This window comes from Microbacterium sp. (genome assembly GCF_047606385.1).
In the GTDB taxonomy this organism is placed as follows: Bacteria; Actinomycetota; Actinomycetes; order Actinomycetales; family Microbacteriaceae; genus Microbacterium.
On record NZ_JASGEL010000131.1, the window covers coordinates 25,739 to 40,015 of the forward strand.

Below are 14,277 nucleotides of genomic sequence, written 5' to 3' on the forward strand. Positions count from 1 at the left end.
AGCGCCGCCCCACCCGCTACAAGGAGGTAGCTCTCGTGTCATCCTCGACTCCCGAGGCGACGCTCGCCCGGCCGATCCACAATCCGACGATCTGGTCGGCATCGGCTGCCGTCCTCGTCGCCCAGATGTGCCTGACCGTTCTCGCCCCGCTGAACGACACCATCCAGTCCACCTACGGTGCGAGCGCGACGCAGCTGACCTGGTTGACGGCCGCGGTGTTCACGCCCACGGCGCTGCTCGAGCTCAACTTCGGGGTGCTCGGCGATGTCTTCGGCCGCAAGAAGCTGATGCAGATCGGCCTGGCGGTCGTCGGGGTCGGTGCGGTGATCGGCATCCTCTCATCGTCGCTGATCCTGCTGGCGATCGCGCTCGTCCTGCTCGGCATCGGTGCGGCGATGCTTCTTCCTTCGACCCTCGCGTCGGCCGCCGAATACTCTCCCGACGCGGAGTCACGCGCACACGCGCTGTCACGATGGGCGATCGCGATCTCCATCGGCGCCGCGGTCTCGCCGCTGCTGTCGGCGATCATGGTGGAGAACGCGGGGCTCGGAGCCGGCTTCATCCCGATCCTGATCGGTGCGATCATCGCTCTCGTACTCGTAAGCGCCGTCGCCCGTGACAGTCGTTCGACCATCCGACGTTCCCTGGACTGGCCGGGGCAGGTGCTCGTGATCATCGGGCTGATGGCTTTCATCTTCGCCGTGATCCAAGGCTCCGAAGCCGGGTACACGAGCCTCGAGGTCGTCGTCTCGTTCGCCGTCGCCGTCGTCGCCCTGGCGCTGTTCGCGTGGGTGGAGCTGCGCAGCCGGAACCCGATGTTCCAGATCCGGCTGCTGAAGATCCCCGCGTTCGCAGCGGCGGCCGCAGCCGGCCTGCTGGGCATGCTGAGCTTCATGGGGACCGCGTACTCGGTCGCGATCAAGCTCGGTCCCATCGCGCACGCCGCGCCGCTGATGGTCGCTCTTCCCTTCGTCCTGATCCAGCTCGTGCCGCTCGTGCTCGCCCGGTGGCTCCCGGGTCTGATCCACCGGATCTCGCCGCGCACGCTCCTGGTCGTCGGTCTGCTGCTGCTCGCGGTCGGGCAGGTCTGGCTCGCCGCGCTTCCCGACAGCACCACTGACCTGCTCCCGCTCGCCGCGCCCATCCTGCTGCTGGGCATCGGGTTCATCGTCATGTTCACCTCGCTCACGGCGGCTGCGGTCAACTCCGTCAGCCACGAGCACATCGGCATGGCCTCCGGCGCCACCAGCCTCGTGCGCGAGACGGGTCAGACCCTGGGCCCGGCCGTGGTGGCCGCCGTCGCCATCGGCACTGCCGCGGCGTCCACCTCGCAGCAGCTGAGCTCCGGCTCCCTGCCCGCCGACGTCGCGGCCGCCGCCGAGGGAGTGTTCGCCCAGGGCGGTCCGCTCGCCGTCGCCAACGCGCCGCTGCCGGACGCGATCCACGAGCTCGTGGCGCCGATCGCGACGACGGCCCTGGAGCAGGGCTTCGACCTGGGCCTGCTGACGATGGCGGGGCTCTCGGTGGTGGCGGCGCTGATCGTGCTCGTGGTCATGCGCGGCGCGCGGGCCGTGGCGCCGCTGCCCGACGGCGTGGCGGACGGCGCGAGCGCTCCCGCAGCCGGCGAGCGAGCGGAGACCTGATGCTCGACCTGTCGCTGCTGACCACGCTGGACGTCGAGCTGGCCCCGCCGATCGAGATCGGGCGGACGGCGGCCGGGGTGCGCAGAGTCATCCCGATCGTCGGTGGCACGTTCTCCGGCCCCCGACTGTCCGGGAGCATCCTGCCCGGGGGCGCCGACTGGAACCTCGCACGAACTGACGGCATCACGCACCTGTGGGCCCGCTACACCCTGCGCACCGATGACGGCGCGCACGTCATGATCACCAACGAGGGGTGGGGCACACAGGACGACGCGACGATGCAGCGGATCTTCGGCGGCGAGCAGCAGCTCGCCGACAGGTGGTACTGCCGCACGCAGCCGCGTTTCGAAGTGGATGCCGATGGCCCGGTCGCCTGGCTGAACGAGATCGTGTGCGTCGGCAGCCTGCGTGCCCCGCATCGCCCCGATCGCGTCACGGTCGACGTCTTCGTGGTCGACTGACGCTTGACCTACGCTCGCCGCAATTGTCGTATAGCGATAGTTGCGGCGAGCAGGTTCATCCCCGAAGTCGGAGAATTCTGATCTTCTACCAGAAGAGACTGACGTCCGACGCTACAACGACTGTGGCAGAAGCCTGAACACAATGGAGTCTTCGGTCGTCTGGCCATCACTCCCACTGACCTGACGACCACGAAAGAGATCCGTCCATGCGCAGCGCACCGCTCGTCTCCCCGACCCAGTTCCTCCCTCGCGCGACGGCGCCCCGCCATCCTCAGGACGTGCAGTGGGACACCGCCAACAAGTTTCTCAACGGTCCCTTCGCCCCGTGGGCCGAGGAATCGGCGGCGTACGATCTTCCGGTGATCGGGAAGCTCCCTGAGGATCTCGCCGGTGCGCTGTTCCGCATCGCGAACAACCCCCGCTTCGCTCCCAGAGATCTGGACCGCTACCACTGGTGGGAGGGGGACGGCGGCGTCGCTGCCACGTACATCCGCGACGGCAAGGCCTCCTTCCGGATGAAGTGGGTCATGACCGATTCGATGAAGATCGAGGTCGAGGCAGGGGAGGCGATCTACAGCGGCTTCGTGAACGGCTCCAGTTCGGCGCCTGCGACGTTGCCGGCCGGGGCCCCGCCGTCCAAGAACGTCGCCAACACCAACGTCGGCCTGTTCGCCGACCACCTCCTCGTCTATTTCGAGGGAGGGCTGCCCACCTCGCTCGACGCGGAGACGCTCGACACCTACGGCTCGTACGACTTCAACGGCGGGATCGATGTGTTGTGCACGGCGCACTACAAGCTCGATCCGCACAGCGGGAACATGCTGTTCTTCGCCGCCGTCGGGCGGAACCTGACCTGGTACGAGGCCGATGCGCGAACCGCGAACATCATCGACAGCGTCACCTTCGACATGGGGTGTCCGGCGATGGTGCACGACTACATCGTCAGCGAGCACCACGCGATCTTCCTGATCTCGCCCACCCAGTTCCGGCTCGACCGCATCATGCAGGGACGCCCGGGCGTGCTCTGGGACGAGGATGCCGTTCCCGGCGGCAGCCGGTTCGCCGTCCTCGATCGCCGCACGAAGAAGGTCACGTGGTACGACACCGGCGTGATGCTCGCTCCGACGCATTTCTTCAACGCCTATGAGACCGACGACAAGATCGTGGTGGACCTCCATGTGATCGCCCGCCTCGGCAACCCTGCTGGCCTCTCCGACGAGCCGATCGAGTCGCACAGCTGGTTCCCACCGGCTATGGCATGGCGGTTCGAGCTCGACCCCACGACCCGGAGAGCCTCGAACCGGATGCTGAGCGGCGTCGCCGGAGAATTCCCGAAGATCAATGACGCCCTGATCGGGCAGAAGCTCCAGTACGGGTACTTCGCCACGACGCGTGACTTGACGCCCGAGACCATGACCGACGGACTGGCGCGCTTCGACTTCGACTCCGGCCAGACCATCGTCGTCGAGGGCGTCGACGGCCTCACCAATCCGAGCGAGCCCGTCTTCGTGCAGCGCAGAGGCGCTACCGCCGAGAACGACGGCTATCTGCTGTCCCTGTGGTGGAACCGTCACACCGGCCTCTCGGAGCTGCTGGTGCACGAGACCGTGACCTTCGACGCGGCTCCGCTCGCGCGCGTGAGGCTTCCGGTCCGCGTGCCCTTCGCGTTCCATGGCACCTGGGCCGAAGCGGAACAGCTGGATGCCGCGATCGCGGCCCAGCGTGAGAACGTGTGAGCGACCGCCATCCATCCATGCAGACCAGCAGAAAGACAGGTTGATCCGATGACCACCATCTGGGAGAACAGCATCTTCGGCTCCGGCGGCTTCGTCGCCGGGCGCGGAGGCGTGCTCGAGGTCACCGCGCCCGCGACCGGCGCCACGATCGGGACGGTGGGTATCGCCGACACCGTCGACCTCGACGCCGCCGTGGCTGCCGCGAAGGAGGCGCAGCCCGCCTGGGCGGCGCTTCCGTACACCGAACGCGCGGCCGTGCTCGCGAAGGCCGCAGCGTTGCTGCAGGAGGCGCCCGAACGGCTCACCGATTGGCTCGTGCCCGAGTCGGGATCCGGCTTCGGCAAGGCCTCCTTCGAGACGGCGCTGGTGACGTCCGAGCTCGCCGAGTCGGCAGGACTGGCCTCGCAGCCTTACGGGCAGTTGTTGCGAAGCATGAAGCCGCGTCTCTCGGTCGGGCGTTACGTGCCGGTGGGCATCGTGGGCGTGATCAGTCCCTTCAACTTCCCCGCCATCCTCTCCACCCGGTCCGTCGCGCCGGCGCTTGCCCTCGGCAACGCGGTGATCCTCAAGCCCGATCCTCGTACCCCGATCGCGGGGGGTCTGATCCTTGCCGAGATCCTCGCCGAGGCGGGGCTCCCCGACGGCCTGCTCCACGTGCTGCCGGCCGGCGCTGAGGTCGGCGCCGCGCTGGTCGCCCACCCGGACGTGCCCTGCATCTCCTTCACCGGATCCACGGCGGCGGGCCGGAAGATCGGCGAGGCGGCAGCGCCCCTGCTCAAGAAGGTGCACCTCGAGCTCGGCGGCAACAACGCGCTGCTCGTGCTGCCTGACGCCGACCTGGACGCCGCGGCATCCGCCGGGGCATGGGGCTCGTTCCTGCATCAGGGGCAGATCTGCATGACCACCGGTCGACACCTCGTGCCGCGGGCACTCGTCGGCGAGTACACGGCCAAGCTCGCAGAGATCGCGGAACGCATCACCGTCGGCGATCCGACCGACCCGGCGAACGCGCTCGGCCCGATCATCGACTCTGGTCAGCTGGCCAAGGTCGACCAGATCGTGCAGGCGACTGTTTCGGCCGGCGCCGAACTGCGCGCCGGCGGCACGTACGAGGATCTCTTCTACCGTCCGACGGTGCTGGCCGAGGTGCCCCGGGACTCTCCGGCGTTCTCGCAGGAGATCTTCGGCCCCGTCGCTCCGATCACCGCGTACGACACGATCGACGAGGCGATCGAGATCATCAACTCCTCGGAGTACGGCCTGTCGGTGTCGATCCTCACCGGGGATCCGTTCCGTGCCTTCGAGCTGGCCGACCGGATCGTCTCCGGCGCCGTGCACATCAACGATCAGACGGTCGACGACGAAGCGGTCGCACCCTTCGGCGGTGCCAAGGCGTCTGGGACCGGCGGCCACTTCGGCACGTCCGTCAACCTCAGCACCTTCTGCGACCTGCAGTGGATCACGGTGCAGTCGGACATCGCCCGCTACCCGTTCTGACGACGTGTCTCGGTGGGCCGTCTTCGTTTCTGCGGAGACGGCCCACCGAGAGCGGACGACCGAGAAGCGTGTCCGCTGCGGCCTCGTGCGCGGCAGGACCCGTGCCTGCGCACAACTCAGGCGCGATCGATGCGGCAGCGTCTGACGCGGGCGGCATTCCGCGGGCCGGGGATCCGGGTAGGCGCGACCTGCCTGAGTTGTGCACCGCCTCTCGGCCCGGACTCCGCCAGTTCGTCCGGCGGCATCCACCTCATCGAGTGGTTCTGCCATCCGACGATGCCACCGTGGCGCCCATCGAGATGCTCGATGGCGGCCATCCGGATTGCGCATCCCGCACGGCGCCGCGCCGCGCCGGTCGATATCAATGTCAGGGCACGTCGCAGCAGACGCGTCCGACCGCTGCTGGGGCGAACGGCTCCGCGGTGACATCGACAAGGGAGTGAAGTGATGGCGTCTGTGTCCAACGGACTCATTGTGGGTGGCGGCATCGCGGGGCTCTCCGCGGCGATCGCTCTGGAGCAGGTCGGCGTGCACGTCGATGTGCTGGAGCTGAACGCAGCTTTCGGGGCGGTGGGCGCCGGGATCGGCATCGCCGGCCGCGCGCCCAACGCGCTGGCCGATCTAGGCGTCTACGACGAGGTCGCCGCGCAGGGCGAGATCGGCCTGGCCGCACCCGACCTCTACGACACGGCCGGCATGCTCGTGAGCGCGCCGCCGCCTCCGCCGCCGATCGGCGATGCCCCGGAGCCCATCGGCGCCTTCCGCCCGGCGTTGGCCGCGAGCCTCGTCAGACGAGCGCGAGAGGTCGGCGCCACGCTCGCCACCGGCGTCACGATCGAGGGACTGGTCGACACCGGCGACGCGGTCGAGGTGACCCTCGGCACGGGCGAGCGACGCACATACGACTTCGTGATCGGGGCCGACGGCGCCTATTCGACGGTGCGGGGGCTGATCTTCCCCGACGCGCCGCTGCCCGCCTACGCGGGGCAGATGAGCGTTCGGTGGCTGACGGACGGACCGGCGCTGTCGCCCGAGGGATGGTACGTGCAGGGCGAGCGCGGCCGGATGGCGTTCTACTGGCAGCCCTATCCCGAGAAGATCTACGTGCCCTTCGTGCTGAACATGCCACGCGCCCGGCTGTCGCAGCAGGAGGCATATGAACTGCTGAGGGACGTCATGTCCGAGTACACCGCGCCCGCCATCGTCGAGCTGCGTTCGCGCCTGAAGCCGGACGACGAGATCATTCCGCGCCCGTTCGACTGGATCCTGCTCGAGAAGTGGTCGCGTGGACGAATCCTGCTGATCGGGGATGCCGCGCACGCCACCACCGCCCACATGGGTCAAGGCGGCGCGATGGCGCTCGAGGACGGCGTGGTGCTCGCCCAGGAGATCGCGTCGGCAGCCACGCTGGAGGAGGCGTACGAGTCGTTCTTCACCCGCCGCTGGGATCGCGTGCGCACGGTCGTCGAGACGAGCGTCGCACTCTCCCGACGGGAGCAGGAGAACCTGCCCGCGGACGGCCGCCTGATGTCCGACGCCGTCCGCCGCCTGGCCGAACCGTACTGACGAGGGAGGAGGCATGGACATCGAAGCCCGGCTGATCGAAGCGGCCGACCGCGCCGCCCTCCACGATCTCATCGTTCTCTACGCGAAGGGGCGCGACACCACCGAGCCTGCGATCTACCGCGAGATCTTCGCGCCGGACGCGACCGTCGGGATCGGCGATCGCGTCCTCTCGCACGACCTGAGCGAGATCCTCACGAAGGTCGAAGGCGACAAGGCTCGTTTCAACCCCGACTACGCCGAAGGCCGCACGACGTGGGCGAAGATGCTGCACGAGGTGAGCAACGTGCTCATCCGCGTCGACGGCGACACCGCGACCGGCGAGTACTACGTGAAGACGATCGCCTACAACGAGGCGAAGAAGCGGCCCGAGCTCCTGTCGGTCGCGCACAACACGGATGCCTATGAGCGTCGCGACAAGCGCTGGTGGATCGTGCGGAGCGTGATCGGATACGGCTGGGAGGGCGAGGAGCTCGGCAAGGCGCTCCAGGTGGGGCGCTGGACACCACCGCAGTACCGGCGCTAGCCAGCGGTCACAAGGCAGGACGCGCGCGCTCGGCAGGCCGGACCAGAGCCTGCTCGCGGAAGTAGTCGAACTGCGCGCGCATCCACCGATGCTCGCGATCGGTGTTGTGGGTGGGATGCCACCAGAACGACAGCACGATCGGGTCCATCGCGAACGGCGGACTCATGACCTTGAGGCCGTGCCGTGCGTCCAGGGCGCGGAAGAGCCGCTCCTGGATCAGCGCGACGCGCTTCGTCCCGCGCACGCACAGCGGCATCTCGGAGAAGTGATCGACGACGACGGCGATCCGGGTCGCGATGGAGGCCCACTCGTTGCGCTGCATCTGCGCCGGAGGGATGCCGGCGGCCTCGAACGGCGTCACCCACGCCAGGTCGCTGAGCTGCCGGATGGTCGGTCTCGATCCGATGCTGTCGTTGGACTCGTCGGCGATGATCACCCAGCGATCCCGAAGCACGTCGAGGTGGGGCATCTCGTCGGGGAAGTATCCATGCGGTGCGATGGCGCCGTCGATGTCGCGCGTGCGCACCTCGTAGGGCGTCAACTCCTCCGGCGGGAGCGTCCGGAAGGCGACGCGCACGTTCGGCGCCTGGCGGGAGATCATCGTGCTCCACTGGGCGCCGAGGGCGCCCAGGCCATAGTCGGAGGTGGCGATCGCGAACCGCCGCTGAGACGTGGACGGATCGAACTCGAGATGCGCGGCGAAGACGTGCTTCGCCGAGTCCAGTGCCTCGGCCACGAGGGGGCGTAGCCGGACGGCGAGCGGGCTCAGCTCCATGTCGTTGCCGATGCGGATCAGGAGCTCGTCGTCGAAGTGGGCGCGCAACCGGGCCAGTGAACGCGACACGGTGGGCTGCGCGAGGTTCAACCGCTCGGCCGCCCGGGTGACGTTCTCCTCTCGGAGGAGGGCGTCCAGCGCCAGCATGAGGTTGAGGTCGAGACCGCTGAGGTTCACGTCGCCATTCTGCCGCCCGGCATCCCGACCCGGCTCTCGGGCTCATGCCCGTCATGGATGACCGGTATTGCTTCCGCGTATCACCTCGGGGGTCCGACCCGATCCGCCGGGTAGCAATGAACGGCCAGCCATCGCAGGCTGCGCCCATCCAGACAAGGAAGTCAGTGAGGACCCCGATGACACAGCACATCACCCACCGTTCGCGGCCGCTGCTCGCGATCGCGGCCACCGGAGCCGCGCTCGTCCTGCTCGCCGGATGCTCGGGCGGCGGCAGCTCCGACGACGACGTCACCCCGGCGTCCAGCTTCACGCTGGTCGCGCCCACCTCCGGTGCCGGCTCGACGGCGCAGGACTTGATCGCGGCGGACTACGAGGCTGCGACCGGCATCCACATCGACGTCACCGACGTGCCGGCGGACTCCTACGACAGCACCGTCAAGACGCAGCTGCAGGGCGGTTCCGCCGCCGACCTGATCACCGTCACCGGCGGCAACCTCTTCCCGACCTCCGTGGGGCCGCTCGTGGATGCCGGCATGCTCACGCCGCTGGAAGGCGACGCCTACGAGGCCTCGATGACACCGCAGACGCAGAGCCTGTTCGAAGGCGCCGACGGCACCGTCTACGCGCAGCCCACCGGAACGGTCGTCTACGGGCTCATCACCAACGACGGCACCGTCACCGTCACGGGGCGCGCCTTCCCGGCCGACACCTCCGATCTCCTCGCGTCCTGCGCGGCGACGAACCAGGCGCCGGCCTTCAACGCCGTCGCCGGCAGCACCGCATCCAGCACCGCCGTGGTCGTCGCCGAGGTCGCGGCGAACTATGTCTACGCCGCCGATCCCGACTGGAATCAGAAGCGGGAGAACGGCGAGGTCACCTTCGCGGACAGCGACGGGTGGAAGGCGACCTTCGACGCACTGACTGAGATGGTGACGGCGAACTGCTTCCAGCCCGGAGCCGCCGGTGCCGGATTCACCGACCTCGTCGGCGGCCTCCTGGGCGGAGCGACGCAGACGGTCGCGCTGCCCTCCTTGCTGATCGCGCAGCTCAATGCGCAGGCCGGAGCCACTCTTCCGCTGAGCGTCCAGGCATGGCCCGCGACCGACGACGGCGACGCGAAGCTGATCGCCCAGCCGGGTGCCGGCTTCGGCATCAACGCCGCCGCCGACCCGAGCGCGCAGGCCGCGGCGCAGAAGTTCCTCGACTGGCTCGCCGAGCCCGAGAACGCCGCCGCCTTCGCCTCCTACGAGGGATCGATCCCGGTCGCCGACCTGGCCGACGCCGCAACGATCCCGACCGCCTACGCGGCGGTGGCCACCCAGCTCGTCGCGGGCGACTACACGTACCTGCCCAGCAGCGACTGGACCAACCCCGCCGTCTACTCCGCGATGGGGGACGGTCTCACCGCGATCATGACGGGTCAGGGCGACACCGCCTCCGCCCTCGCCGCCATGGACGCGGCCTGGGACCAGTAGGTCGCGGAAGGAAATCCTTGTGAGCACAGCGACCGAGAGGCTCCTCACGGCGCCGCGGGGAAGCCGCGGACGGCGACCGCGCGATGCCGGTGCCGAGTCGGAGCCCAAACGGCTGATCCACTTCGGGCACTGGTGGTGGGCGCTGCCCGCGATCGTCTTGATGGTCGGCGCGGTCTATCTGTCCACCGCTACGGGCGCGTTCTACGCGTTCACGGATTGGAAGGGCCTCGGTTCCTTCGACATCGTCGGATTCGACAACTTCGCCCGCATCTTCAAAGACCCGAAGATGATCACCGCGCTGGTGAACACGCTGCTGCTGGCGGCCGGTTTCGTGGTGGGGACGAATGTCGTCGGCATGAGCCTCGCCCTGGCGCTGAACCGCACGGTGCGGTCTCGGTTGGTGCTGCGCGCGCTGCTGTTCATGCCCGTCATCCTCAGCCCGCTCGCCGTCTCGTACCTGTGGCGGTTCATCTTCGAGTACGACGGACCGCTCAACGGTCTGCTCGCCGGCCTCGGGCTCTCCGATTGGCAACGCACCTGGCTGGCCGATCCCACGTGGTCGCTGTGGGTCGTGCTGTTCGTGATGCTGTGGCAGGCGAGCGGCATCGCGATGGTGATCTACATCGCCGGCCTCGCCGGCGTGCCGGAGGAGATCGAGGAGGCCGCCGCTCTCGACGGGGCAGGGGCGTGGACGCGATTCTGGCGGGTGATCGTGCCGAGTGTCCGCTCGTCGATCGTGATCGCTTTGACCCTGACCACCATCCAGGGGCTGCGCACCTTCGATCAGATCATCGCGCTCACCGGCGGAGGTCCGGCGGGCGCGACCGAGACGATGGCGACGCAGGTGTGGAAGCAGGCGTTCGTCAACAACAGCTTCGGTTACGGGGCCGCGATCGCTCTGGTGCTGACCCTGATCATCCTGGTCTTCGCCGTCGCGCAGCAGGCTGCCGGGCGCGAGCGGGCGAGGGGCATGTGATGTTCCGATACACCACGGCCACCGCGGTCCGCGAGACCATCCTGTGGGTCATCACGGCGCTCGCGCTCTTCCCGTTCTGGATCCTCATCGTCACTGCTCTCAAGCCGACCGAACAGCTGTACACGACGAGCGCGGCGGTGCCGACCGCACTCGACTTCTCGTCGTTCGTGGCTGTGCTCACCGACACGAAGAACAATGTGGCGCTCTCGGTGCTCAACAGCATCCTGGTCACAGCGAGCGCGATAATCGGGCTCGTTGTGCTCGGTTCGCTGTGTGCGTACGTGATCGCCCGCAGCACGCGGGCCTGGAGCCGGGTGACGTTCTATCTCGTGCTGATCGCCATCCTGCTGCCGACGCAGCTGGGTACCCTCCCGCTCTATATCGGCGCGAAGTCCTTGCACCTGACCGGAACGGTCTGGGGCGTCGCGATCGTGTGGATCGGCATGTTGATGCCCTTCGCCGTGTTCCTCTACGCCGGCTTCTTCCGATCGCTCGGTACCGAGTACGAGGAGGCCGCGGCGATCGACGGCGCATCACCGACGCAGACGTTCTTCCGCGTCGTGCTGCCGCTGATGGGGCCTGCGACCGGAACGGTCGCGATCCTCACCGGGCTCATCGTCTGGAACGACTTCTTCACCTCGCTGCTGTTCCTGACCGGAAGCAAGGCGCAGACGCTGCCCGTGACGCTGTACAACTTCGTCGGCGGCTCGGTGACCGAGTGGAACAAGGTGTTCGCGATCGTGATCCTCTCCATGGTGCCGATTCTCGCGTTCTATGTCTTCGCGCAGAAGCAGTTCATGCGGGGCTATTCCGGAGGAGTGAAGGGCTGATGCGCAAGAAGCTGTTGATCGTGCTCTCGGAGGACGCGCCGGGACATGAAGAGGAATATGCGACCTGGAACGCGGAGCACATCGAGGTCATGTCGATGCTGCCCGGGATCATCTCGGCGCAGGCCTTCCGCGCCGACGCCGCCTTCGAAGAGGCGATGGGGGAACGGTCGCACACACCCCGCTATCGGCACCTCAACGTGTTCGAAGTCGACGCGGACTTCCCCGGGCCCCGGGCCGGCACGCCGCTGCCGGATCAGCCCGGTGGGACCGGTCCGAACCGGCCTGCACCCTTCATGTTCGTCGCCGTGACGGACGAGTTCCGAAAGGACCAGTCGTGACCAGATATCTCGTGCTCTACCGTCTCCCACTCGATGCGCCCGACCCGATGAATAATCCCGACCCGGCATCGGAGGCCGAGGGCAAGGCCGCCTGGGGAACCTGGATCCGCGATGCCGGGCGAGCCGTCGTCGACATCGGTGCTCCGACCTTCCCGTTGGACCGGCCCGCAGAGCCCGACCGCGTCAGCGGCTTCTCGATTCTCGAGACGGCGTCGCCGGCGGAACTCGAGTGGCTGCTCGCGACGCACCCGCATCGGAAGGCGGGGACATTCGAGGTGCATGCCTTCGCGGCTCCCGCTGCCGACGCGGTCTGACCGGAGCCGGCTCCGGTCGACTCCCGTCCGGAACCGGCGCCGTCGGCCTACTCCGGGTTCTCGCGCTCGGCCGCGATGCGGTCGGCCTCGGCGCTGTCGACGAGGTCGTCGTTCACGTCCTCGTCGAGCACCTCTTCGCCGTCCTCCTCACGGATCGCGGGGTTCTCGGTGTCGTCGTCGCCGAGCGGGATCGGAGGGGGGAATCCGCCTGTGGACATGGTCGTCTCCTTTCACGGTGAGATGAGCCCCACGCTAGGCACGGCGCGGCCGTGCGGATACGGGCTTGACGCGGACCGGCCTCAGGACGTCCGGCCGGCAGAAGCCGTACGGCGCCAGGCGACGATGGCACCCGCGATGAGCACCAGCAGCACGGCGATGTCGACGATGCTGCCCTCGGCACCGTAGTCGCCGCCGGTGAGCGCGTCGGCGGCATCCGGAGCCGTGTAGACGGCGAGCAGGGAGTCGGGCGGCTCCGTCCCCGAGACCGCGACGCCGAACAGACTGCCCTGCACCCAGTTCCACGTGGCGTGGTAGGCGATGATGCCCCACAGTCCGCGCTCGGTGAGCGCCCAGAACACGGCCAGCACCGAGTACAGCGTCATGTCGACGATCGGCAGCAGGATGAACTCGTCCGAGAACGAATGCGCCGTCGTGAAGTACACGGCCGAGACGACGAGCGCCCCGACGATCCCGGTCTTCGGGTACCAGACCTGCACGAGGTAGCCGCGGGCGATGATCTCCTCCGCCCCGCTCTGCACCGCGAAGGCGACCAGCGCGACCGCGACCCATCCCAGTGCCGGCAGATTCAGGATGCCGCCCGTCGGCGCCTCGCCGAAGGTCAGCGCGCCGGCGGCGAAGCCGACCGCGAGGTACACCGCGAACTGAGCCAGGGCGATGCCGACGCCCCGCAGCACCCGCAGCGCGATCCGGGCGCCGGAGGGGCGGACGGCGAACCCGATGGTCGCGAACGGGCGCCGCTCCTTCAACCGCAGCCACAGCCACAGCAGCAGCCACGTGCTGAGGAAGGCCGGCGCCACGCCCGCGACGCCGGCCGCGGCCAGCACGTCGGCGGGGATCAGGAAACGGATGAGCGGTCCGAGCTGGAACAGCAGCGCGGTCAGCGCGATCGCGACGATCGTCCCGAGCAGGATGCCGGTGGGCCGCCGCGCGCTCACCATCGCGCCGGCGAACTCGCGCTCGGCGGTCCCGCGCATCGCTCGAGCCCCCATCGGAGCGATCATATCGACGCGGGCGCGCGCCGCCGGCTGACGCGTCGAGGACCCGGAGCGCCGGGTCCTCAGCCCAGGAGGTAGGCGACGTTCGCCTTCGCGAGCTCGGCGAGCATCTGGTCCCAGGTGCGGGGGAGGTCGGACTCGAGGGCCTCTCCTTCGAGCACGCGGTGCGAGCAGGCCGCGTGGATGAGGCGGTAGGCGAAGTCGACGGCGGCCTCGGGGTCGGGCTGCCGGATCGATTCGCGGTGCCGCAGCATGGACAGGGCGAAGAGCCGTCCGGCGCGGACGCTGGTGTGATGGCCGGCTTCGTAGACGGCGGGGTTCTGGAGCCCGACGAGCATGATCGCGTGCAGAGCGTCCGCGTTGAGCTGGAAGCCGCGGCCCATCGCCGTGGTCATGTGCGTCACGGTCGCGCGCGGATCGGCGGCGACCTCCGGCGTCATCGCCATCGCGGCATCCACCATCTGGTCCTCCACCAGACGGAGCAGCTCCGCCTGGGTCGCCAGCAGGAGCTGCTCCTTGTCGCCGAACCGGCGGTAGATGCTGCCGACCGACACGCCGGCGGCACGGCTCACGCTGCCGGTCGTGAGCCCGTCGGCGCCGGACTCGCTGAGCACGGTGAGCGCCGCGTCGAGGATCTGCTGCTCCGTGCGCCGGCTGCGATCCTGCTGTGCGCGCGGCCGCCCGGTTGCCGCTGACGTCATGCATCGAGACTACCCCGGGCCGAGGCGAGA

Annotated in this window: 15 protein-coding genes; 11 read left to right on the forward strand and 4 right to left on the reverse strand. The window is 68.7% G+C overall.

Translation table 11 applies throughout. The features are described 5' to 3' along the window. Window positions 1–35: 35 nt before the first annotated feature. From QM626_RS13570 to QM626_RS13595, 6 genes are all read left to right on the forward strand, one after another. A complete protein-coding gene (locus tag QM626_RS13570; protein ID WP_415077487.1) occupies window positions 36–1,643 on the forward strand; it encodes an MFS transporter in 1,608 nt (535 codons plus the stop codon). Beyond that, complete coding sequence (locus QM626_RS13575; protein WP_415077488.1) at window positions 1,643–2,104, forward strand: DUF3237 domain-containing protein; 462 nt, start codon at window positions 1,643–1,645, stop codon at window positions 2,102–2,104. Before QM626_RS13570 ends, QM626_RS13575 begins: the two co-directional genes overlap by 1 nt. Before the next feature lie 278 nt (window positions 2,105–2,382). Continuing rightward, complete coding sequence (locus QM626_RS13580) at window positions 2,383–3,840, forward strand: carotenoid oxygenase family protein (RefSeq protein ID WP_415077489.1); 1,458 nt, start codon at window positions 2,383–2,385, stop codon at window positions 3,838–3,840. 48 nt (window positions 3,841–3,888) lie between these two features. Continuing rightward, window positions 3,889–5,337 carry an aldehyde dehydrogenase family protein gene (locus QM626_RS13585; RefSeq protein ID WP_415077490.1) on the forward strand — a complete coding sequence of 483 codons (1,449 nt, stop codon included), beginning with the start codon at window positions 3,889–3,891 and terminating at the stop codon, window positions 5,335–5,337. Between the two features lie 447 nt (window positions 5,338–5,784). After that, on the forward strand, window positions 5,785–6,903 hold the full coding sequence (locus QM626_RS13590; protein ID WP_415077491.1) for an FAD-dependent monooxygenase: 1,119 nt from the start codon (window positions 5,785–5,787) through the stop codon (window positions 6,901–6,903). A 13-nt stretch (window positions 6,904–6,916) separates the two neighbouring features. Next, on the forward strand, window positions 6,917–7,426 hold the full coding sequence (locus tag QM626_RS13595) for a nuclear transport factor 2 family protein (RefSeq protein WP_415077492.1): 510 nt from the start codon (window positions 6,917–6,919) through the stop codon (window positions 7,424–7,426). A gap of 7 nt (window positions 7,427–7,433) precedes the next feature. Here the strand turns inward: QM626_RS13595 and QM626_RS13600 are convergent, their stop codons facing one another. After that, window positions 7,434–8,378, reverse strand: a complete 945-nt coding sequence (locus tag QM626_RS13600) for a LysR family transcriptional regulator (protein WP_415077493.1) — start codon at window positions 8,376–8,378, stop codon at window positions 7,434–7,436. 176 nt (window positions 8,379–8,554) lie between these two features. Here QM626_RS13600 and QM626_RS13605 point away from each other — a divergent pair, with 176 nt between their 5' ends. From QM626_RS13605 to QM626_RS13625, 5 genes are read left to right on the forward strand one after another with little or no spacing between them, the layout of a single operon-like run. Then, window positions 8,555–9,853 carry an ABC transporter substrate-binding protein gene (locus tag QM626_RS13605; RefSeq protein ID WP_415077494.1) on the forward strand — a complete coding sequence of 433 codons (1,299 nt, stop codon included), beginning with the start codon at window positions 8,555–8,557 and terminating at the stop codon, window positions 9,851–9,853. Window positions 9,854–9,872: 19 nt separating this feature from the next. Next, window positions 9,873–10,829: a carbohydrate ABC transporter permease gene (locus tag QM626_RS13610; protein ID WP_415077495.1), complete on the forward strand. Its 957-nt coding sequence runs from the start codon at window positions 9,873–9,875 to the stop codon at window positions 10,827–10,829. Beyond that, the gene (locus tag QM626_RS13615) at window positions 10,829–11,659 is read left to right on the forward strand and encodes a carbohydrate ABC transporter permease (RefSeq protein WP_415077496.1); all 831 of its coding nucleotides are present in this window, start codon (window positions 10,829–10,831) and stop codon (window positions 11,657–11,659) included. Before QM626_RS13610 ends, QM626_RS13615 begins: the two co-directional genes overlap by 1 nt. After that, window positions 11,659–11,997 (forward strand): hypothetical protein, encoded by a 339-nt coding sequence (locus QM626_RS13620; protein WP_415077497.1) that lies wholly within the window; start codon window positions 11,659–11,661, stop codon window positions 11,995–11,997. Before QM626_RS13615 ends, QM626_RS13620 begins: the two co-directional genes overlap by 1 nt. Then, window positions 11,994–12,311: a hypothetical protein gene (locus tag QM626_RS13625; protein ID WP_415077498.1), complete on the forward strand. Its 318-nt coding sequence runs from the start codon at window positions 11,994–11,996 to the stop codon at window positions 12,309–12,311. The genes QM626_RS13620 and QM626_RS13625 overlap by 4 nt, the downstream gene beginning before the upstream one ends. Before the next feature lie 47 nt (window positions 12,312–12,358). On the opposite strand, the gene QM626_RS13630 is transcribed toward QM626_RS13625, so the two are convergent. The 3 genes from QM626_RS13630 to QM626_RS13640 all read right to left on the reverse strand — a co-directional run bounded on the left by QM626_RS13630 (window position 12,359) and on the right by QM626_RS13640 (window position 14,247). Next, window positions 12,359–12,529: a hypothetical protein gene (locus QM626_RS13630; RefSeq protein WP_415077499.1), complete on the reverse strand. Its 171-nt coding sequence runs from the start codon at window positions 12,527–12,529 to the stop codon at window positions 12,359–12,361. Between the two features lie 81 nt (window positions 12,530–12,610). Next, the gene (locus tag QM626_RS13635; RefSeq protein WP_415077500.1) at window positions 12,611–13,540 is read right to left on the reverse strand and encodes a type II CAAX prenyl endopeptidase Rce1 family protein; all 930 of its coding nucleotides are present in this window, start codon (window positions 13,538–13,540) and stop codon (window positions 12,611–12,613) included. Window positions 13,541–13,608: 68 nt separating this feature from the next. Next, complete coding sequence (locus tag QM626_RS13640) at window positions 13,609–14,247, reverse strand: TetR/AcrR family transcriptional regulator (protein WP_415077501.1); 639 nt, start codon at window positions 14,245–14,247, stop codon at window positions 13,609–13,611. Window positions 14,248–14,277 lie beyond the last annotated feature (30 nt).

Excerpts from the sequence above, each read along its gene's own strand:
- QM626_RS13575 (WP_415077488.1), top strand. The coding sequence starts at position 1,643 with ATGCTCGACCTGTCGCTGCTGACCACGCTGGACGTCGAGCTGGCCCCG.
- QM626_RS13585 (WP_415077490.1), top strand. The coding sequence starts at position 3,889 with ATGACCACCATCTGGGAGAACAGCATCTTCGGCTCCGGCGGCTTCGTC.
- QM626_RS13590 (WP_415077491.1), top strand. The coding sequence starts at position 5,785 with ATGGCGTCTGTGTCCAACGGACTCATTGTGGGTGGCGGCATCGCGGGG.
- QM626_RS13595 (WP_415077492.1), top strand. The coding sequence starts at position 6,917 with ATGGACATCGAAGCCCGGCTGATCGAAGCGGCCGACCGCGCCGCCCTC.
- QM626_RS13605 (WP_415077494.1), top strand. The coding sequence starts at position 8,555 with ATGACACAGCACATCACCCACCGTTCGCGGCCGCTGCTCGCGATCGCG.
- QM626_RS13615 (WP_415077496.1), top strand. The coding sequence starts at position 10,829 with ATGTTCCGATACACCACGGCCACCGCGGTCCGCGAGACCATCCTGTGG.
- QM626_RS13620 (WP_415077497.1), top strand. The coding sequence starts at position 11,659 with ATGCGCAAGAAGCTGTTGATCGTGCTCTCGGAGGACGCGCCGGGACAT.
- QM626_RS13630 (WP_415077499.1), bottom strand. The coding sequence starts at position 12,529 with ATGTCCACAGGCGGATTCCCCCCTCCGATCCCGCTCGGCGACGACGAC.
- QM626_RS13635 (WP_415077500.1), bottom strand. The coding sequence starts at position 13,540 with ATGGGGGCTCGAGCGATGCGCGGGACCGCCGAGCGCGAGTTCGCCGGC.
- QM626_RS13640 (WP_415077501.1), bottom strand. The coding sequence starts at position 14,247 with ATGACGTCAGCGGCAACCGGGCGGCCGCGCGCACAGCAGGATCGCAGC.